Consider the following 13269-nt stretch of genomic DNA (forward strand, 5'->3'; position numbering starts at 1 on the left):
CCTCCGCCGGCGCGACATTCCGTCGCGCTGGTTCAACGGAGGGGCGTCATGGACTGGAAGTATCTGCTGACGAGTTTCGACGGCCGCATCAACCGGGCCAAGTTCTGGGCCGGCATCGGCATATTCATCGTCATCGCCATCATTGCGTTCATTCTCGACTCGATCCTCGGCACACGTTTCACCACCGCCGGCGGCGACCAGATCGGCATCCTCGGCATCCTGGTCGCGCTGGCATCGATCTATTTCGCGATTGCTCTCTATGCCAAACGCTGGCACGACCGTAACAAGTCGGGCTGGTGGACACTGATCGGCCTTATACCCATCATCGGCGGCATCTGGCTGCTCATCGAACTGGGCATGCTCGAAGGCACCAGGGGCGCCAATCAATACGGACCGGACCCGCTTGCCTGAAAAAGCAGACTTCATCTGGCTCTTCTTCAAAACCTCGGGCCGCGTCAGCCGCGCGGCTTATTTTCTCGGCGGATTGCTGGTTGCTATCGTCCAGGCCTTTCCGCTTTATCGCTTCACGCTGGTGCCGGAAGGTTCGGCCGAGAGCAACATGTGGTCGTTCGTCTTCTTCCTCACGTTCCTCGCCTCGTTGTGGTCGAACGTCGTGCTGGCAGTGAAGCGGCTGCACGACCTCGACAAGCCGGGCATCGCGGCGCTGGTGCTGTTCGTTCCCGTCGTGTCGATCGTTGCCTTCCTGGTGCTCTGCCTGTTTCCGGGACAGCCCGGATCCAATCGCTACGGCAGCCGCACGAATGCGCCGGCCGACCGCTAGCGCCGGATGATTTTTAGGTCGTTTCGACCTCAAATCTGATCCGGCTCTAAATCACAGAGATAACGCGTGATGTAATCGGTCGACGATGTCGCCATCCTTGGCGTCAACGAGACCGAGAATTTGAGCTCGAACCTGTCGCGCAAATATCACGCTGATCGAGGACCGCGGCTGACCTCGTCGGGCGTCAATCCGGGCGGACCGCGCCTGTCCGCTTCCGCCTGACGCACCAGCGCCATGATGCGCTTCGTCACAGGCGCCGGCACGCCGGTCTTTTGCGCGAGCCGCAGTATCGCTCCCTGCAATTCGTCGACCTCGGTCGGCCGACGACGATGGAGATCGTCCCACATCGAGGAGCGCGCCTTGGGGTCGATCGCCAGCAGCCGCCGGGCCAGGATTCCGAACAGCCAGTCCGGAAGCCGCAGCACTTTCGGCAGCAGCCATGGGGGCGGCCCAGCGATGCGCGCCGGCTCGATACGACAAGCTTTCATTGCGGCCAGCGCCTCGTCGATCTGGTCCGCCAGAATGACGCGCCAGCCGCGGTCCGCCAATTCGGTCGCCAGCGGCAGATCGGAGAGCGCGACCAGCGCATTGTTGAGGTTCATCAGCAGTTTGCTCCACTGCACCGCCCTCATGTCGGCATGGGTTTCGACCCCAAGTCCTTCGACATTGAGCAGTGCTGAAAGGCCGGGCTCAGTATTCTCGATGATGACCATGCCGTCGCTGGCGCGGCGGACGCTGAACGGCGTCTCGCCATCCGGCGATTGCACGACGTTGAACGCAACCATACCGGCAAGCACGCGATGCGCGGGAAGCGCTCCACGCAGTTTGTCCGGATTGTCGACGCCATTCTGCAGGCTGATCACTATGGCATCGGGGCGGGCATGAGCCGCAACAAGCGCCGCCATCTCCTCGGTCGCGCCGCTCTTTACGGTGACCAGAACGATATCCGCGTTGCGCAGCGCCAGCGCCGGATCGTCGCTGACCGCCAGCGTCTCAGGCCCGATGCGTCTGTCGCGGCCGTCAAGATCGCTGATCCGCAGCCCGTCCTTGCGCAACGCCTCCACAATGCGGCCGCGGCCAAGGAAGACGACCTTACGCCCGGCGAGCGCTAGGCAGCCGCCGAAATAGCAGCCGATGCTGCCGGCGCCGGCTATCGAGATCGTCTTTCCTTCTTTGGCCATGCGATCATCCCGTCCTGGCCCGCGCGACTATACGACACGACAACCATATTGTCGGCGGCTTGCTCGGCGAACATCTGCCACCGTGACAGGCCTGCCGCTTTCGACTATCGCTTTGCCCATGAAATTGCCGACCGACCCTGCCCAGAACCTTGCCGCCCTGATCCGCTGCCCTTCCGTGACGCCCGCCGAAGGCGGCGCGCTGCAGACCTTGGAAGACATGCTGAAGCCACTCGGCTTCGCCGTAGAGCGGCCGATATTCTCGGAAGATGGCACGCCGAACATCGAAAATCTCTATGCGCGCCGCTCCGGCAACGGCCCACATCTGATGTTTGCCGGCCATACCGACGTGGTGCCGGTCGGCGACGAGGCGGCGTGGACGCATCCGCCCTTTGCCGCCGAGATCGCCAATGGCGAGATGTATGGCCGCGGCGCCGTCGACATGAAAGGCGGCATCGCCTGCTTCATCGCCGCGGTGGCGCGCCACATCGAGAACAATGGCGGCCCGAAAGGCTCGGTCTCGCTGCTGATCACCGGCGACGAGGAAGGGCCGGCCATCAACGGCACGGTGAAGCTGCTCGACTGGGCTGCCGCCAAGGGCGAGAAATGGGACGCCTCGATCGTCGGCGAGCCGACCAATCCGGATGCGCTTGGCGATATGATCAAGATCGGCCGGCGCGGCTCGCTCTCCGGCAGCGTCATCGTCAATGGCCGTCAGGGCCACGCCGCCTATCCGCAACTTGCCGACAACCCGGTGCGCGGGCTTATGAGCCTTGTCGACGCGCTGCTCCATCCGGTGTTCGACAGGGGAACAAAGGATTTCCAGCCGACCAATCTGGAAGTGACGTCGATCGACGTCGGCAACCCGGCGACCAATGTCATCCCGGCCAAGGCCACCGCCACGTTCAACATCCGCTTCAACGACACTTGGGATGCCGAGACCGTCCAGGCCGAGATCCACAACCGGCTCGACCAGGCGGCGGGCCGCAAGAAATATCGGCCGGGCAAGAAGACCGCCGTCGACTACGAGCTTGTCTGGCGCGACCGGCCGAGCCATGTCTTCCTTACCCGCGACGAAAAGCTGATCGACACGCTGAGCGGTTCCGTGGCCGCGGTGGTCGGCAAGAGGCCTTCGCTCTCCACCTCCGGCGGCACTTCGGATGCGCGTTTCATCAAGGATTTTTGCCCGGTGGTCGAGTTCGGGCTGGTCGGCAAGACCATGCACATGGTCGACGAGCGCGTGGCGGTCGCCGATCTCGAGACGCTGACAGGGATATACGAGCGCTTTATCGAGGACTGGTTCGGACAAGGTCTGACGTGACCATGCTCTCAACGGACGAAACCTTTGCTTCGCTGGCCGGCGCCTGGCGGCTGATGCTCGGCAGGGCCGACGGCCTGCGCATGCTCGATCTGTCTGCGGACGGTTTCTGGAATTCCTTCTTCGCCATCGTCGTGGCGGCGCCGGCGCTGATCGTCGGCTGGGTCGGGATCGCCAATGAGATAGGCGATCCGAATGCGTTCGCCGGGCGGCTCGGCATGCTGCTCCGGCTGGCAACCGTCGACATCGGTTCCTGGGTGCTGCCGCTGGTGGCGCTTGCGCTGGTCGCGCCGCGCGCCGGCATCGGCAGCCGCTTCGTCCACTACGTCGTCGCCTCCAACTGGGCCTCCGCGATCATCGCCTGGCTGATGCTGCCGTCGGCGCTGCTGAGGCTGTTCCTGCCCTCGACCGACGAGGTCAGCGGCCTGGTCTCGCTGCTTCTGTTCGCGCTGTCGATGGTGCTGACCTGGCGCATGACCAACGCGACGATCGGCAAGGGCGCGGCTGCCGGCACCGCGGTGTTTGTCGGCATGTTCGTCGCCTCGCTGCTCGTCTTGTTCGGGCTGCAGGCGCTGCTCGGCATCGACATTCCGGACGGCGCGAGGGGCTAGGTCTCCGCGTCCTCTGCCGCGGCGGGTTTGTCAGCCGTCGCCGGATAATCCACCCCGACCAAGAACAGGCCGTCGGGCGGCGCTACCTGTCCGCAGGCTGCCCGGTTGCGCGCTTCGAGCGCTGCCTTGAGATCGGCGGCGCTCCAGGAGCCGTCGCCCACCCTGCGCAGTGAGCCGACCATCGAGCGCACCTGGTTGTGCAGGAAGGAGCGCGCCGAGGTTCGCACCTCAATGAGATCTCCGGCGCGGGTGACATCGAGACGGTCAAGCGTGCGCACCGGGCTTTCGGCCTGGCACTGGGTGGAGCGGAAGGTGGTGAAATCGTGCCGCCCGAGCAGCACCTTCGCCGCCTCGTGCATGGCCTCGGCATCGAGCCGTTTCGGTACCCACCAGACCTTGCCCTTTTCAAGCGCCGACGGGGCGCGGCGGTTGAGGATGCGATAGAGATAATGGCGGCCGGTGGCCGAAAACCGCGCATCGAAATCGTTGGCGACGACGGCAGCCTTGAGGATGGCGATGCGCGCGCCGGCTGCCTGCAGATGGGCGTTGACGGCGTCGCGCACCTTGTCGCCCGCCCAGTCCCTGGCCAGATCCACATGGGCCACCTGGGCGGTCGCGTGCACGCCGGCATCGGTGCGGCCGGCGGCACGTATTCGCACCTCTTCGCCGCAGAACTTTTCGATCGCCTGCTCGATCGCCTGCTGCACCGAAAGCTGGTCCGCCTGATGCTGCCAGCCGGCGAATTGGCTGCCGTCATATTCGATATCGAGTCGAAAACGCGGCATGCCAGCTCTGCGTTCGCGCTCGCCTAGGCGGCCAGCGCGGTGAAGGCCGAAGCGTATAGCAGTCTGCCGGCCTCGGGCGCGTCGCCCCAGGCCAGCGCCTGCAGCGCCTCGCCCTGGTATTCGCTCTCGAATTTCTCGGCGCGGGCGTGGGTGTAGCCGAAGCGGCCGTAATAGGCCGGATCGCCGAGCACCACCGCCAAAGCCTCGCCGGCTTCCTTCAGGCGGACATGCGCCTCGCGGATCAGCGCGCCGCCGATGCCGGTGCCGTGGAAGGACGGCTCGACGGCCAGCGGCGCCAGCGCCACGGCCGCGAAGCGCTTGCCGCCGTTCTGCACAAAAAGCCTGGAAAACAGGATGTGGCCGACGACCTGGCCATCTTCTTCCGCAACCAGCTCGACGACGGCGTCGCCGCCGGTGACCAGCGCATCGACCAGGCCGGCCTCCGCCTGCTGGCCGAAGGCATGCTCTTCGACGAGGCGGATCGCCTCGCGATCCCGCGGCGTCGCCGCACGTATCGACATCATGCTCATTGGAGTTTCGTTCCTTTTTCGATCTTGGCCCCGCGCAAAAACTCCTGCGCGGCGGCGGGCCTTCCACCCGCCCGTTGAACTTCGACCAGCCGCACCGCGCCTGACCCGCAGGCGACCGTCAGCCGATCATCGAGAATACCTCCCGACTCGCCGACGCCGTTGGAAAGCGTCGAGCGAAGCAGTTTCAGCCGCTCCACGCGGCCACCAATTTCGACCTCGCACCACGCGCCCGGAAAGGGCGAGAGGCCGCGAATGTGATTGTGGACTTCGCCGGCAGGCCGCGTCCAGTCTACGCGTGTCTCCGATTTATCGATCTTTCGCGCATAGGTCACCCCTTCCGTCGCCTGCGGGGCAAATGTCAGACAATTTATCCCCAACTGTGCGAGCGCATCCACCATCAGCGAGGCGCCTCGAGCCATGAGGAGGTCATGCAATTCCCCGGCGGTCATATCGGGACCAATGGCGCATTTTTCAACCAATGCCACCGGGCCGGTGTCCAGCCCCTCTTCCATGCGCATCACCATCATGCCGGTTTCGACATCGCCGGCCATGATGGCGCGCTGTATGGGAGCAGCACCGCGCCAACGCGGCAAAAGTGAGGCATGGCCGTTGAGGCACCCGAGCCTGGTGGCCTCAAGAACGGGTTTCGGCAGAAGGAGGCCATAGGCGACGACCACGGCGACATCGGCCCGCAAACCGGCAAAGGCCTGCTGCTCGGTCTCTGCCTTGAGCGATGTCGGCGTGCGCACCTCGAGCCCGAGCCGTTCCGCCTCGCGCTGCACGGGCGAGGGCGTCAATTCCAACCCGCGCCGGCCGGCGGCGCGCGGCGGCTGCGTATAGACGGCGGCAATCTCGTGGCCGGCCTCGGCGATGGCGCTGAGCGTCGGCACGGAAAACTCCGGCGTGCCCATAAAGATGACGCGAAGGGGCATTTCTCCTGCCATGCTATGTTCAGGCGTCCGCTTCAAACGGGTTCACGAGCTTCAGGCCAAGCTCGTCGAAGTCGCGAACATTGCGTGTCGCAAGCGTAGCGTCATGGGCCAGACAGATAGCCGCAATCATGGCATCGGAAAGACTGACCGGACGACCGAGATTTTCCCGCATTGCCCGAAGCTTGCCGGTAAGGCGAGGTACCGAGCCAGCAAAGTCAACGATGCGACCCGAAAACTGCTTCGAGATCAGATGGTCGAGAGCACGAACGTGCCGATCAGAGCCGGTCTTATTCAGAAATCTCTCGGCGCCGAAAGATTGTTCCATGACGACCGGGCCGCACAGGTAAAGATTGAGCAGATCCTGTTTGCGAAACCATTCGACCACGTTCGGATCAGGTGTGATCCTGCTTGCTTCGGAAACGACGTTGGTGTCGAGAATAATCAATCGAAACCCTCGACCAAGGGGCCAAAGTCCTGTTTCCTCGCAGCTTCGATTTCAGCCATTGTCTCAGCAAACTCGTTGTCAATTGCGCTTTCGTTTGCGAATGCGGAGCGGATACTCTCCCATGCTGAGAAGTTTGGCTCTAGCCTTCTTTCCTTTTCCACACTCATGCCCTTCCACAAAAGATCGATGGCTTTGCCCGATAGGCTCTGGCCGACTTTTCGAGCGGCTTGCTCAATTTCGCGCTTTAGGGGTTCTGGTACATTTCTGATTAGCATATCGCTCAAGGCTAAACCTCCAAATTGATATCATGATATCATGGTTAGGCGATTTGCTCAATCATACCCAGCACGGGTTTGCGCGGCGCTGAAAGACTCTTCGGTAACTAAGTTCGAATGCTTTCCTCATATGATTCGGCCCTCTTGCCTCTTCGGAGCCATTCATATGAAGACTCGTCAAAAGACTTTTGGGCGCGTCTACGCCAGGTTCAAACCGCTCGATGAGGAATCTACGAAGGGCGAGTTGTCCAAACGACGTGAGCGAGCATTAGCTGTCTACCTCACGCCGCTTTTTGCAGTGGCAATTAGTCGTGGTTTTAATATTCTCGCCAAAGTCCCGCGCTTGCGTTTGAGTTGGGTTCCAAAGCCATCGAAGTCGGGAAAGACTGGATCCTGCGTGGAATGCTCGAATGAGGTTCAGCCCGCCATCTTGCCCGGCGCCTTGTCCTTGGCGAGCTTCTTGAATTTCCTGACCACCATGTCGCGCTTCAGCTTCGAGATATGGTCGATGAACAGCACGCCGTTAAGATGGTCGATCTCGTGCTGCAGGCAGGTCGCCATCAGGCCTTCGGCCTGCATCTCCTGCAGCTTGCCCTCGCGGTCGAGATATTTCACCCGCACCGCCGCGGGACGCTCGACCTCGGCATAATAGTCAGGGATCGACAGGCAGCCTTCCTCATAGACCGAGCGCTCGTCGGAGCTTTCGAGGATTTCCGGATTGATGAAGACATGCGGCGCCGGCGGCTCGCCTTCCTTGGCAAGGTCGATGACCAGCAAACGCCGCGGCTCGCCGACCTGGATCGCCGCCAGCCCTATGCCCGGCGCGTCATACATGGTTTCCAGCATGTCGTCGGTGAGCTTGCGCAAGTCGCCGTCGACGCGCTCGACCGGTTTGGAAACCTGGCGCAGGATCGGATCGGGAAGGATGATGAGCGGCTTGATCGACATGGCGTCTCACCTAAGACGTCGATGGAAAAGCGTCAACCGGGGCGGCTTTGACTTGTTCACGTTTTGATCTGTGCCAGCAGAGCGAATCGGCTATGCTGCCCAAATGAACGACATGACCCTTTCGCAACCCGTGGCGCGGCTCGGCGCCACCACAATCAGGCTCGGCGAGGCGCTTGGCTTCGGAGCGCTGCTGCTGCTGACGCTGTTCCTGGCGCTCGTCATCGCGTTGTGGCGCGCGGGAAAGGCGCGCGCGGCAGCGGCGGCCGAAGCGGCCGACCATGCCCGCGACACCGAGGCCAGGATGGCGGACATTCTTCAGGCGCAGGCCGAGATGCAGGGTCGCATGGGCGCGATCGCCGAAGTGTTCGGCGCCAGGCAGGCCGAGCTCACCCAATCGCTCGGACAGCGGCTCGACGCCATGACCGGCCGCCTTGGCCAGACCATGGCCGAGCAGACCAAGTCGACGCATGAGAGCCTGGCCAAGCTGCAGGAGCGGCTGGCGGTCATCGACACGGCGCAGGGCAACATCCAATCTTTAGCCGGACAGGTCGTGCAGCTGCAGGCGATCCTCTCCAACAAGCAGACTCGCGGCGCCTTCGGCCAGTCGCGCATGGAGGCGATCATTGCCGACGGCCTGCCGCACGGCGCGTACGAGTTCCAGGCGAGCCTTTCCAACGGCAGCCGGCCCGACTGCCTGGTGCGGATGCCGAACGGTGCGCCGATGCTCGCCATCGACGCCAAGTTTCCGCTGGAAGCCTGGAACGCCATTCGTGCCGCCGAAGCCGCCGACTTGCAGAAGGCGGCGGCGCAGGCGTTCCGGCGCGACATCGAGGTGCATATCCGCGATATCGCGGAAAAATACCTGATCCAGGGCGAGACGCAGGACACCGCCTTCATGTTTGTGCCCTCGGAATCGGTGTTCGCGGAGATTCACGAGAATTTCGAGGCCGTGGTGCAGAAGGCGCACCGCGCCCGCGTCGTCATCGTCTCGCCGTCATTGCTGATGCTGTCGATCCAGGTCATCCAGGCGATCCTGAAGGACGCGCGCATGCGCGAGCAGGCGCATCTGATCCAGGGCGAGGTCATCCGCCTGATGGAGGACGTGGCGCGAGTCGACGAGCGCGTGCGCCGGCTGCAGACGCATTTCGGCCAGGCGGCCAGGGATATCGACGACATCCTCGTCTCGACGACGAAGGTCACCAAACGCGGGCAGAAGATCGAGGCGCTGGAGTTCGCCGAGGGCGAACCCGAACCGCCACGCGGTCCTGCCAAGGTGGAGGCGGGCGCACGCGTGGCCGATTCCAAGACGGGTCAGCTCAGGCTGCGCGTCGTCGAAGGCGACGACTGAGCTGTCGTAACTCCGTTACTGCTCCTCGATGGTGGTGATGCCTTCGATTTCCGGCAGCCAGTGCAACGCCGAGCGGTGCCAGACCTGCCTTCTCGGCACCAGTTGGTCGCGCTGGCGCGCCGTGCCCACCCTAATGCCGTAGATTTTCGGTCCATCGCCGACCGACGTCGCATAGAGATGCGATCCGCATTCGCCGCAAAACCCCTGCGCGCGCTTGGCGCCGCTGGATCCGGTCTTGATGTAGACCTTCGGCGTGCCCTTGGTAATCCGGTAGTGCTCTTCTGGCGTGCCCACCGTCACGCGAAAGGCCGTTCCCGTCAGTTGCTGGCAATCGGTGCAATGACAGATCGAGGTCTTTTCGGGATCGACCTCCGCTTCGTAGGTGATGGCGCCGCAATGACACCCGCCGTCGATTCTCATGGGCTTGCTCCCAAGACTGCTTCGCTCAAATCTAATCCTCTTCGAAGGCCCCGGCGATAGGCTTACGCCTGCGCTCCCATGTGCCAGTCGCCTGCGGCTTGACGAACAGCCTGGTGATTTCGGGCATGTCGCTTTTCAGTCGCACCTCCAGGCGTTCAACGCAGGCTTCGATCTCGGGCGCCGTGAGATGATCCTCGAATTCGATGCTTAGGCCTGCGACGATCTCCTGCGGGCCGATATGGACGCTCAGTATGCCGTTCGCCCGCTGCACGGCCGGGTCGTGGTCGGCGATCACCAGAACCATGCGTTCCACCTCGGGCGAAGCAGGCTCGCCGAGCAGCAGACCCTTGCTCTCGCGCGCCAAGAAGATGGCGGTGGCGCCCAGGATGACGGCGATGCCGATCGAGCCGGCGCCGTCGAGCTCGGGGATCGCCAGAAGTTCAGACGTAAGGATGCCCGCGAAGGCGACGACGAGGCCGAGCAGCGCCGCGCTGTCCTCGAACAGCACGGTGTAGACGCTGGGGTCCTTGCTGCGGCGCACCGCCTGAAACCAGCCCTGCTTGCCCTTTTGCGGGCGGAACTCCTTCAGCGCCACCAGCCAGGAACTGCCTTCGAACAGAAAAGAAAGACCAAGCACGATGTAGTTGACCTTGGCGTTGACGACCGGTTCCGGCGCCATGATGTGGATGACGCCCTCGTAGAAGGAAACGCCGGCGCCAAGCGCGAACACCAGCAGGGCGACAATGAAGCTCCAGAAATAGAGTTCGCGTCCATGTCCGAGCGGATGCGTGAGGTCGGGCGGGCGCGCGGCACGGCGCATGCCGTAAAGCAGAAGCGCGCCATTGCCCGTGTCGACCAGCGAATGCACCCCCTCCGACAGCATGGCTGAAGAGCCTGTGAAGAATGCTGCGGCGAATTTAGTCAGCGCGATCGCAATATTGCCGGCGAGCGCGGCGTAGATCACTCTTTTCGAGCCGCTATGCCCTGCCATGCGCTTCCGATCCTCTTCCAAGTGGGAGCTTAGCGGCCGCCGCCCAAAGCTCCACCGACAATGCGCCAGCCGCTCCGAGGTTCAGATGCCCCTATGCATTTCTGTTGCCTGATCGATCCCAAGGTCGCGGGATGAAGGGAAAACGGTTGACATAGCGCAAGCCGGCTTTCGAAGCTGCAAGCGGCCTCTTGCGGTCGGGCGCTTCTCTTGTTTCACTTGTGCTGCCCACAAATCGGAGGAGCGAATCATGGCGAAAGGTGCGATGAAGGCGGGCAAGGAACCCCGCAAGCCGAAAAAGGACGCCAAGAAACCGGCCGCGGCCCCGGCTCCGAAGGCGCCGCCGGTCAAGGCGATGCGCATCAAGGAGAAGTAGGCCGTCAGCGCGGCCGATCCGTCTCGATGCGGATTTGAACCGGCGGCATGCCGAATGCTGCCGGTGTTTTGTTGATCGGGGTACAGAACTCACTATATCGGTACCGCGAGGACGACCTCGCTTCCCCGAAACCCGGCCGGGACGACCCGCCACGTCAAACGTCGAGCATTCGATGCTCGATCGATGGAGCGTTCGCGATGTCCTGGATCTTCCTTTTCTTCGCCGGCCTGTTCGAGATCGGCTGGGCGATCGGCCTCAAATATACCGATGGTTTCTCGAAGCCGCTGCCGACCGTGCTCACGATCGTCTCGATGATCGTCAGCCTTGGCCTGCTCGGGCTTGCGTTGAAGACATTGCCCGTCGGCACGGCCTATGCGGTATGGACCGGCATCGGCACTGTCGGCACGGCCTTGCTCGGCATCTGGCTGCTCGGCGAGCCGGCGACCGCAGTGCGGCTTGCCTGCATCGGCCTGATCGTCTGCGGCATCGTCGGGCTGAAGCTCGTCGGCTGATGTAGCACGAACGCGTTCAGGGCCGCTCCTGGCGACCCTGACTCATTTTCGAAACGAACTCGAACCTAGCGGGCCGAGAAGCCCGGAGGCGTGCGACCGACGCGCGCCTTGCGGGCGGCGTAGCGCGCATCGCGCTTGGCCTTGCGTTCGGCCTCCTCGGCGAGCAGGCGGGCGATGCGTTCGGTTTCCTCGGCTTCGCGGATCTTGGCCTCGGCAGCCGCTGCCTCTTCGGCAGCAATACGGGCCGCTTCGGCCACTGCCTCGCGTTCAGCCTTCTCGGCCGCTTCGCGCGCCAGCTTTTCCTGCTTCAACCGGGCCTTCTCGGCCTCGCGGATAGCACGGGCCTCGAGGATCGCCTTGCGTTCCGCCTGACGCGCCAGAACCGCTGGGTCGTCCGCCGCCGGCTTTGACTTGAAGCGCTCCAGGAGCGCCTTCTTTGCCTCGTTCGCGGCGTTGCGCCGCTCGAATATGTCTTTTTCCCTGTAAATAGCCAAGTCCACTTCCCTGAAGTCAATTCGCGACGCTTACATACGCGCGAAAGCGGTGAGTTCAAGCGCCAAAACGGTATGCCAGCCATGAAAATCTGGGCTGTTGCCGTCGGGATACGTCGTCGCGGCGCGATGCACTGTTCACAAATCGCGCCTCTGGCGGCTCTGGGGGCCGGTCGCTACCTCTAGCGCCAACAATCAACGCCCAAGCGGCGCATCAGGATGCATGAAAATGGAACTTGGCCTCTACACTTTCGCGGATGTCAGCCCGGAGCCGGGCCCCGGCGCCATCGGCCCGCACGAACGGCTGCGCAACCTGATCGAGGAGGTCGAGCTGGCCGACCAGGTCGGTCTCGACGTGTTCGGCCTCGGCGAACACCATCGCCCCGACTATGCAGCCTCGGCGCCGGTCGTGGCGCTGGCCGCGGCCGCGGAGCGGACGAAGCGGATCAAGCTCACCAGCGCGGTCACGGTGCTTTCTTCCGACGATCCGGTGCGGGTCTTCCAGCAGTTCGCGACGCTCGACCTTCTGTCCGGGGGCCGCGCCGAGATCATGGCCGGGCGCGGCTCCTTCATCGAATCGTTTCCGCTGTTCGGTTACAATCTCGAGGACTATGACGAGCTCTTCGCCGAGAAGCTCGATCTCCTGCTTGCCATCCGCGACCAGGTGAAGGTGACGTGGCAGGGCAAGCTGCGCGCGCCGATCAACGGCCGCGGCGTCTATCCCCGACCTTTCCGGGACAAGCTGCCGATCTGGATCGCTATTGGCGGGACGCCGCAGTCCGCCGCCCGCGCCGGCGTGCTCGGCCTGCCGCTGGCGCTTGCCATCATCGGCGGCGAGCCGGCCCGCTTCGCGCCGCTGTTCGAGATCTATCGCGAGGCGGCAAGGCGCGCCGGCAACGATCCCGCCTCGCTCGCGACCAGCTTGAACGTGCATGGCTTCGTCGGCGAGACGACCGAGAAGGCGGCCGACGATTTCTACGCACCGCAAGCCGAGGTGATGAACCGCATCGGCCGTGAGCGCGGCTGGGGGCCGACCTCGCGGGCGCATTTCGATCAGGCGCGCGGGCCGAACGGCGCGCTGTTCGTCGGCGATCCCGAACAGGTGGCGGAAAAGATCGTCGCCCAGCACAAGATCTTCGGCAACGACCGCTTCCTGTTGCAGATGGCGATCGGCACCATGCCGCATGCCAAGGTCATGAAGGCGATCGAGCTCTACGGCACCAAGGTGGCGCCGGTCGTGCGCAAGGAAACGGTGAAGGCCGCGCCGGCGCCCGTCGCCTGAGCACGCCTGCCCAGCAAGATGCGCCCTCACCGCCGGCTAAGGAACCTTG

Annotated in this window: 18 protein-coding genes; 8 read left to right on the forward strand and 10 right to left on the reverse strand. The window is 63.6% G+C overall.

What is annotated here, in order from left to right; translation table 11 throughout:
• Window positions 1–48: 48 nt before the first annotated feature.
• Together P9230_RS27515 and P9230_RS27520 are read left to right on the forward strand one after the other, a co-directional pair.
• Window positions 49–411: a DUF805 domain-containing protein gene (locus tag P9230_RS27515; protein WP_067323786.1), complete on the forward strand. Its 363-nt coding sequence runs from the start codon at window positions 49–51 to the stop codon at window positions 409–411.
• Entirely contained in the window at window positions 404–781 is a 378-nt protein-coding gene (locus tag P9230_RS27520) for a DUF805 domain-containing protein (RefSeq protein ID WP_067003040.1), read from the forward strand. Before P9230_RS27515 ends, P9230_RS27520 begins: the two co-directional genes overlap by 8 nt.
• Window positions 782–927: 146 nt before the next feature.
• Here the strand turns inward: P9230_RS27520 and P9230_RS27525 are convergent, their stop codons facing one another.
• Window positions 928–1962, reverse strand: coding sequence for a 2-dehydropantoate 2-reductase (locus tag P9230_RS27525; protein WP_278121283.1), 1035 nt, complete (start codon window positions 1960–1962; stop codon window positions 928–930).
• 118 nt (window positions 1963–2080) lie between these two features.
• Between P9230_RS27525 and dapE the strand changes: the two genes are divergently transcribed.
• Together dapE and P9230_RS27535 are read left to right on the forward strand one after the other, a co-directional pair.
• Window positions 2081–3280, forward strand: coding sequence for a succinyl-diaminopimelate desuccinylase (gene dapE, locus P9230_RS27530; RefSeq protein WP_067003044.1), 1200 nt, complete (start codon window positions 2081–2083; stop codon window positions 3278–3280).
• 2 nt (window positions 3281–3282) lie between these two features.
• Window positions 3283–3888: a transporter gene (locus tag P9230_RS27535; protein ID WP_095776835.1), complete on the forward strand. Its 606-nt coding sequence runs from the start codon at window positions 3283–3285 to the stop codon at window positions 3886–3888.
• Here the strand turns inward: P9230_RS27535 and truA are convergent.
• From truA to def, 6 genes are all read right to left on the reverse strand, one after another.
• A complete protein-coding gene (truA, locus tag P9230_RS27540) occupies window positions 3885–4673 on the reverse strand; it encodes a tRNA pseudouridine(38-40) synthase TruA (RefSeq protein ID WP_095799013.1) in 789 nt (262 codons plus the stop codon). The genes P9230_RS27535 and truA overlap by 4 nt on opposite strands.
• Before the next feature lie 23 nt (window positions 4674–4696).
• Window positions 4697–5203 carry an N-acetyltransferase gene (locus tag P9230_RS27545; protein ID WP_067323775.1) on the reverse strand — a complete coding sequence of 169 codons (507 nt, stop codon included), beginning with the start codon at window positions 5201–5203 and terminating at the stop codon, window positions 4697–4699.
• Window positions 5200–6135, reverse strand: a complete 936-nt coding sequence (fmt, locus tag P9230_RS27550) for a methionyl-tRNA formyltransferase (RefSeq protein ID WP_067323773.1) — start codon at window positions 6133–6135, stop codon at window positions 5200–5202. Before fmt ends, P9230_RS27545 begins: the two co-directional genes overlap by 4 nt.
• Before the next feature lie 19 nt (window positions 6136–6154).
• Window positions 6155–6580: a type II toxin-antitoxin system VapC family toxin gene (locus P9230_RS27555; RefSeq protein WP_067323771.1), complete on the reverse strand. Its 426-nt coding sequence runs from the start codon at window positions 6578–6580 to the stop codon at window positions 6155–6157.
• Window positions 6577–6855: a plasmid stabilization protein gene (locus tag P9230_RS27560; protein WP_082953832.1), complete on the reverse strand. Its 279-nt coding sequence runs from the start codon at window positions 6853–6855 to the stop codon at window positions 6577–6579. The genes P9230_RS27555 and P9230_RS27560 overlap by 4 nt, the downstream gene beginning before the upstream one ends.
• Window positions 6856–7272: 417 nt before the next feature.
• Window positions 7273–7803, reverse strand: a complete 531-nt coding sequence (gene def, locus P9230_RS27565; RefSeq protein ID WP_067323765.1) for a peptide deformylase — start codon at window positions 7801–7803, stop codon at window positions 7273–7275.
• Between the two features lie 103 nt (window positions 7804–7906).
• On the opposite strand from def, the gene P9230_RS27570 reads away from it, so the two are divergent.
• Window positions 7907–9151 (forward strand): DNA recombination protein RmuC, encoded by a 1245-nt coding sequence (locus tag P9230_RS27570; protein ID WP_278121284.1) that lies wholly within the window; start codon window positions 7907–7909, stop codon window positions 9149–9151.
• 15 nt (window positions 9152–9166) lie between these two features.
• On the opposite strand, the gene P9230_RS27575 is transcribed toward P9230_RS27570, so the two are convergent.
• Window positions 9167–9571 (reverse strand): GFA family protein, encoded by a 405-nt coding sequence (locus P9230_RS27575; RefSeq protein ID WP_127213862.1) that lies wholly within the window; start codon window positions 9569–9571, stop codon window positions 9167–9169.
• A 31-nt stretch (window positions 9572–9602) separates the two neighbouring features.
• Window positions 9603–10562 carry a cation diffusion facilitator family transporter gene (locus P9230_RS27580; RefSeq protein WP_278121287.1) on the reverse strand — a complete coding sequence of 320 codons (960 nt, stop codon included), beginning with the start codon at window positions 10560–10562 and terminating at the stop codon, window positions 9603–9605.
• A gap of 247 nt (window positions 10563–10809) precedes the next feature.
• Between P9230_RS27580 and P9230_RS27585 the strand changes: the two genes are divergently transcribed.
• Both P9230_RS27585 and sugE read left to right on the forward strand, forming a co-directional pair.
• On the forward strand, window positions 10810–10935 hold the full coding sequence (locus P9230_RS27585) for a hypothetical protein (protein WP_082953831.1): 126 nt from the start codon (window positions 10810–10812) through the stop codon (window positions 10933–10935).
• A 197-nt stretch (window positions 10936–11132) separates the two neighbouring features.
• Window positions 11133–11447 carry a quaternary ammonium compound efflux SMR transporter SugE gene (gene sugE, locus P9230_RS27590; RefSeq protein WP_095825476.1) on the forward strand — a complete coding sequence of 105 codons (315 nt, stop codon included), beginning with the start codon at window positions 11133–11135 and terminating at the stop codon, window positions 11445–11447.
• 65 nt (window positions 11448–11512) lie between these two features.
• Here sugE and P9230_RS27595 read toward each other — a convergent pair whose 3' ends face one another.
• Complete coding sequence (locus tag P9230_RS27595; RefSeq protein WP_095776825.1) at window positions 11513–11941, reverse strand: DUF6481 family protein; 429 nt, start codon at window positions 11939–11941, stop codon at window positions 11513–11515.
• 226 nt (window positions 11942–12167) lie between these two features.
• Between P9230_RS27595 and P9230_RS27600 the strand changes: the two genes are divergently transcribed.
• The gene (locus tag P9230_RS27600; RefSeq protein ID WP_095799007.1) at window positions 12168–13220 is read left to right on the forward strand and encodes an LLM class flavin-dependent oxidoreductase; all 1053 of its coding nucleotides are present in this window, start codon (window positions 12168–12170) and stop codon (window positions 13218–13220) included.
• Window positions 13221–13269 lie beyond the last annotated feature (49 nt).

It is taken from the genome of Mesorhizobium sp. WSM4887, from assembly GCF_029625865.1.
In the GTDB taxonomy this organism is placed as follows: domain Bacteria; phylum Pseudomonadota; class Alphaproteobacteria; order Rhizobiales; family Rhizobiaceae; genus Mesorhizobium.

What these genes read in the sequence shown, in the direction of transcription:
- P9230_RS27515 (WP_067323786.1), top strand. Translation starts at nt 49, where the DNA reads ATGGACTGGAAGTATCTGCTGACGAGTTTCGACGGCCGCATCAACCGG.
- P9230_RS27525 (WP_278121283.1), bottom strand. Translation starts at nt 1,962, where the DNA reads ATGGCCAAAGAAGGAAAGACGATCTCGATAGCCGGCGCCGGCAGCATC.
- dapE (WP_067003044.1), top strand. Translation starts at nt 2,081, where the DNA reads ATGAAATTGCCGACCGACCCTGCCCAGAACCTTGCCGCCCTGATCCGC.
- P9230_RS27535 (WP_095776835.1), top strand. Translation starts at nt 3,283, where the DNA reads ATGCTCTCAACGGACGAAACCTTTGCTTCGCTGGCCGGCGCCTGGCGG.
- truA (WP_095799013.1), bottom strand. Translation starts at nt 4,673, where the DNA reads ATGCCGCGTTTTCGACTCGATATCGAATATGACGGCAGCCAATTCGCC.
- P9230_RS27545 (WP_067323775.1), bottom strand. Translation starts at nt 5,203, where the DNA reads ATGAGCATGATGTCGATACGTGCGGCGACGCCGCGGGATCGCGAGGCG.
- fmt (WP_067323773.1), bottom strand. Translation starts at nt 6,135, where the DNA reads ATGCCCCTTCGCGTCATCTTTATGGGCACGCCGGAGTTTTCCGTGCCG.
- P9230_RS27560 (WP_082953832.1), bottom strand. Translation starts at nt 6,855, where the DNA reads ATGCTAATCAGAAATGTACCAGAACCCCTAAAGCGCGAAATTGAGCAA.
- def (WP_067323765.1), bottom strand. Translation starts at nt 7,803, where the DNA reads ATGTCGATCAAGCCGCTCATCATCCTTCCCGATCCGATCCTGCGCCAG.
- P9230_RS27570 (WP_278121284.1), top strand. Translation starts at nt 7,907, where the DNA reads ATGAACGACATGACCCTTTCGCAACCCGTGGCGCGGCTCGGCGCCACC.
- P9230_RS27575 (WP_127213862.1), bottom strand. Translation starts at nt 9,571, where the DNA reads ATGAGAATCGACGGCGGGTGTCATTGCGGCGCCATCACCTACGAAGCG.
- P9230_RS27580 (WP_278121287.1), bottom strand. Translation starts at nt 10,562, where the DNA reads ATGGCAGGGCATAGCGGCTCGAAAAGAGTGATCTACGCCGCGCTCGCC.
- P9230_RS27585 (WP_082953831.1), top strand. Translation starts at nt 10,810, where the DNA reads ATGGCGAAAGGTGCGATGAAGGCGGGCAAGGAACCCCGCAAGCCGAAA.
- sugE (WP_095825476.1), top strand. Translation starts at nt 11,133, where the DNA reads ATGTCCTGGATCTTCCTTTTCTTCGCCGGCCTGTTCGAGATCGGCTGG.
- P9230_RS27600 (WP_095799007.1), top strand. Translation starts at nt 12,168, where the DNA reads ATGGAACTTGGCCTCTACACTTTCGCGGATGTCAGCCCGGAGCCGGGC.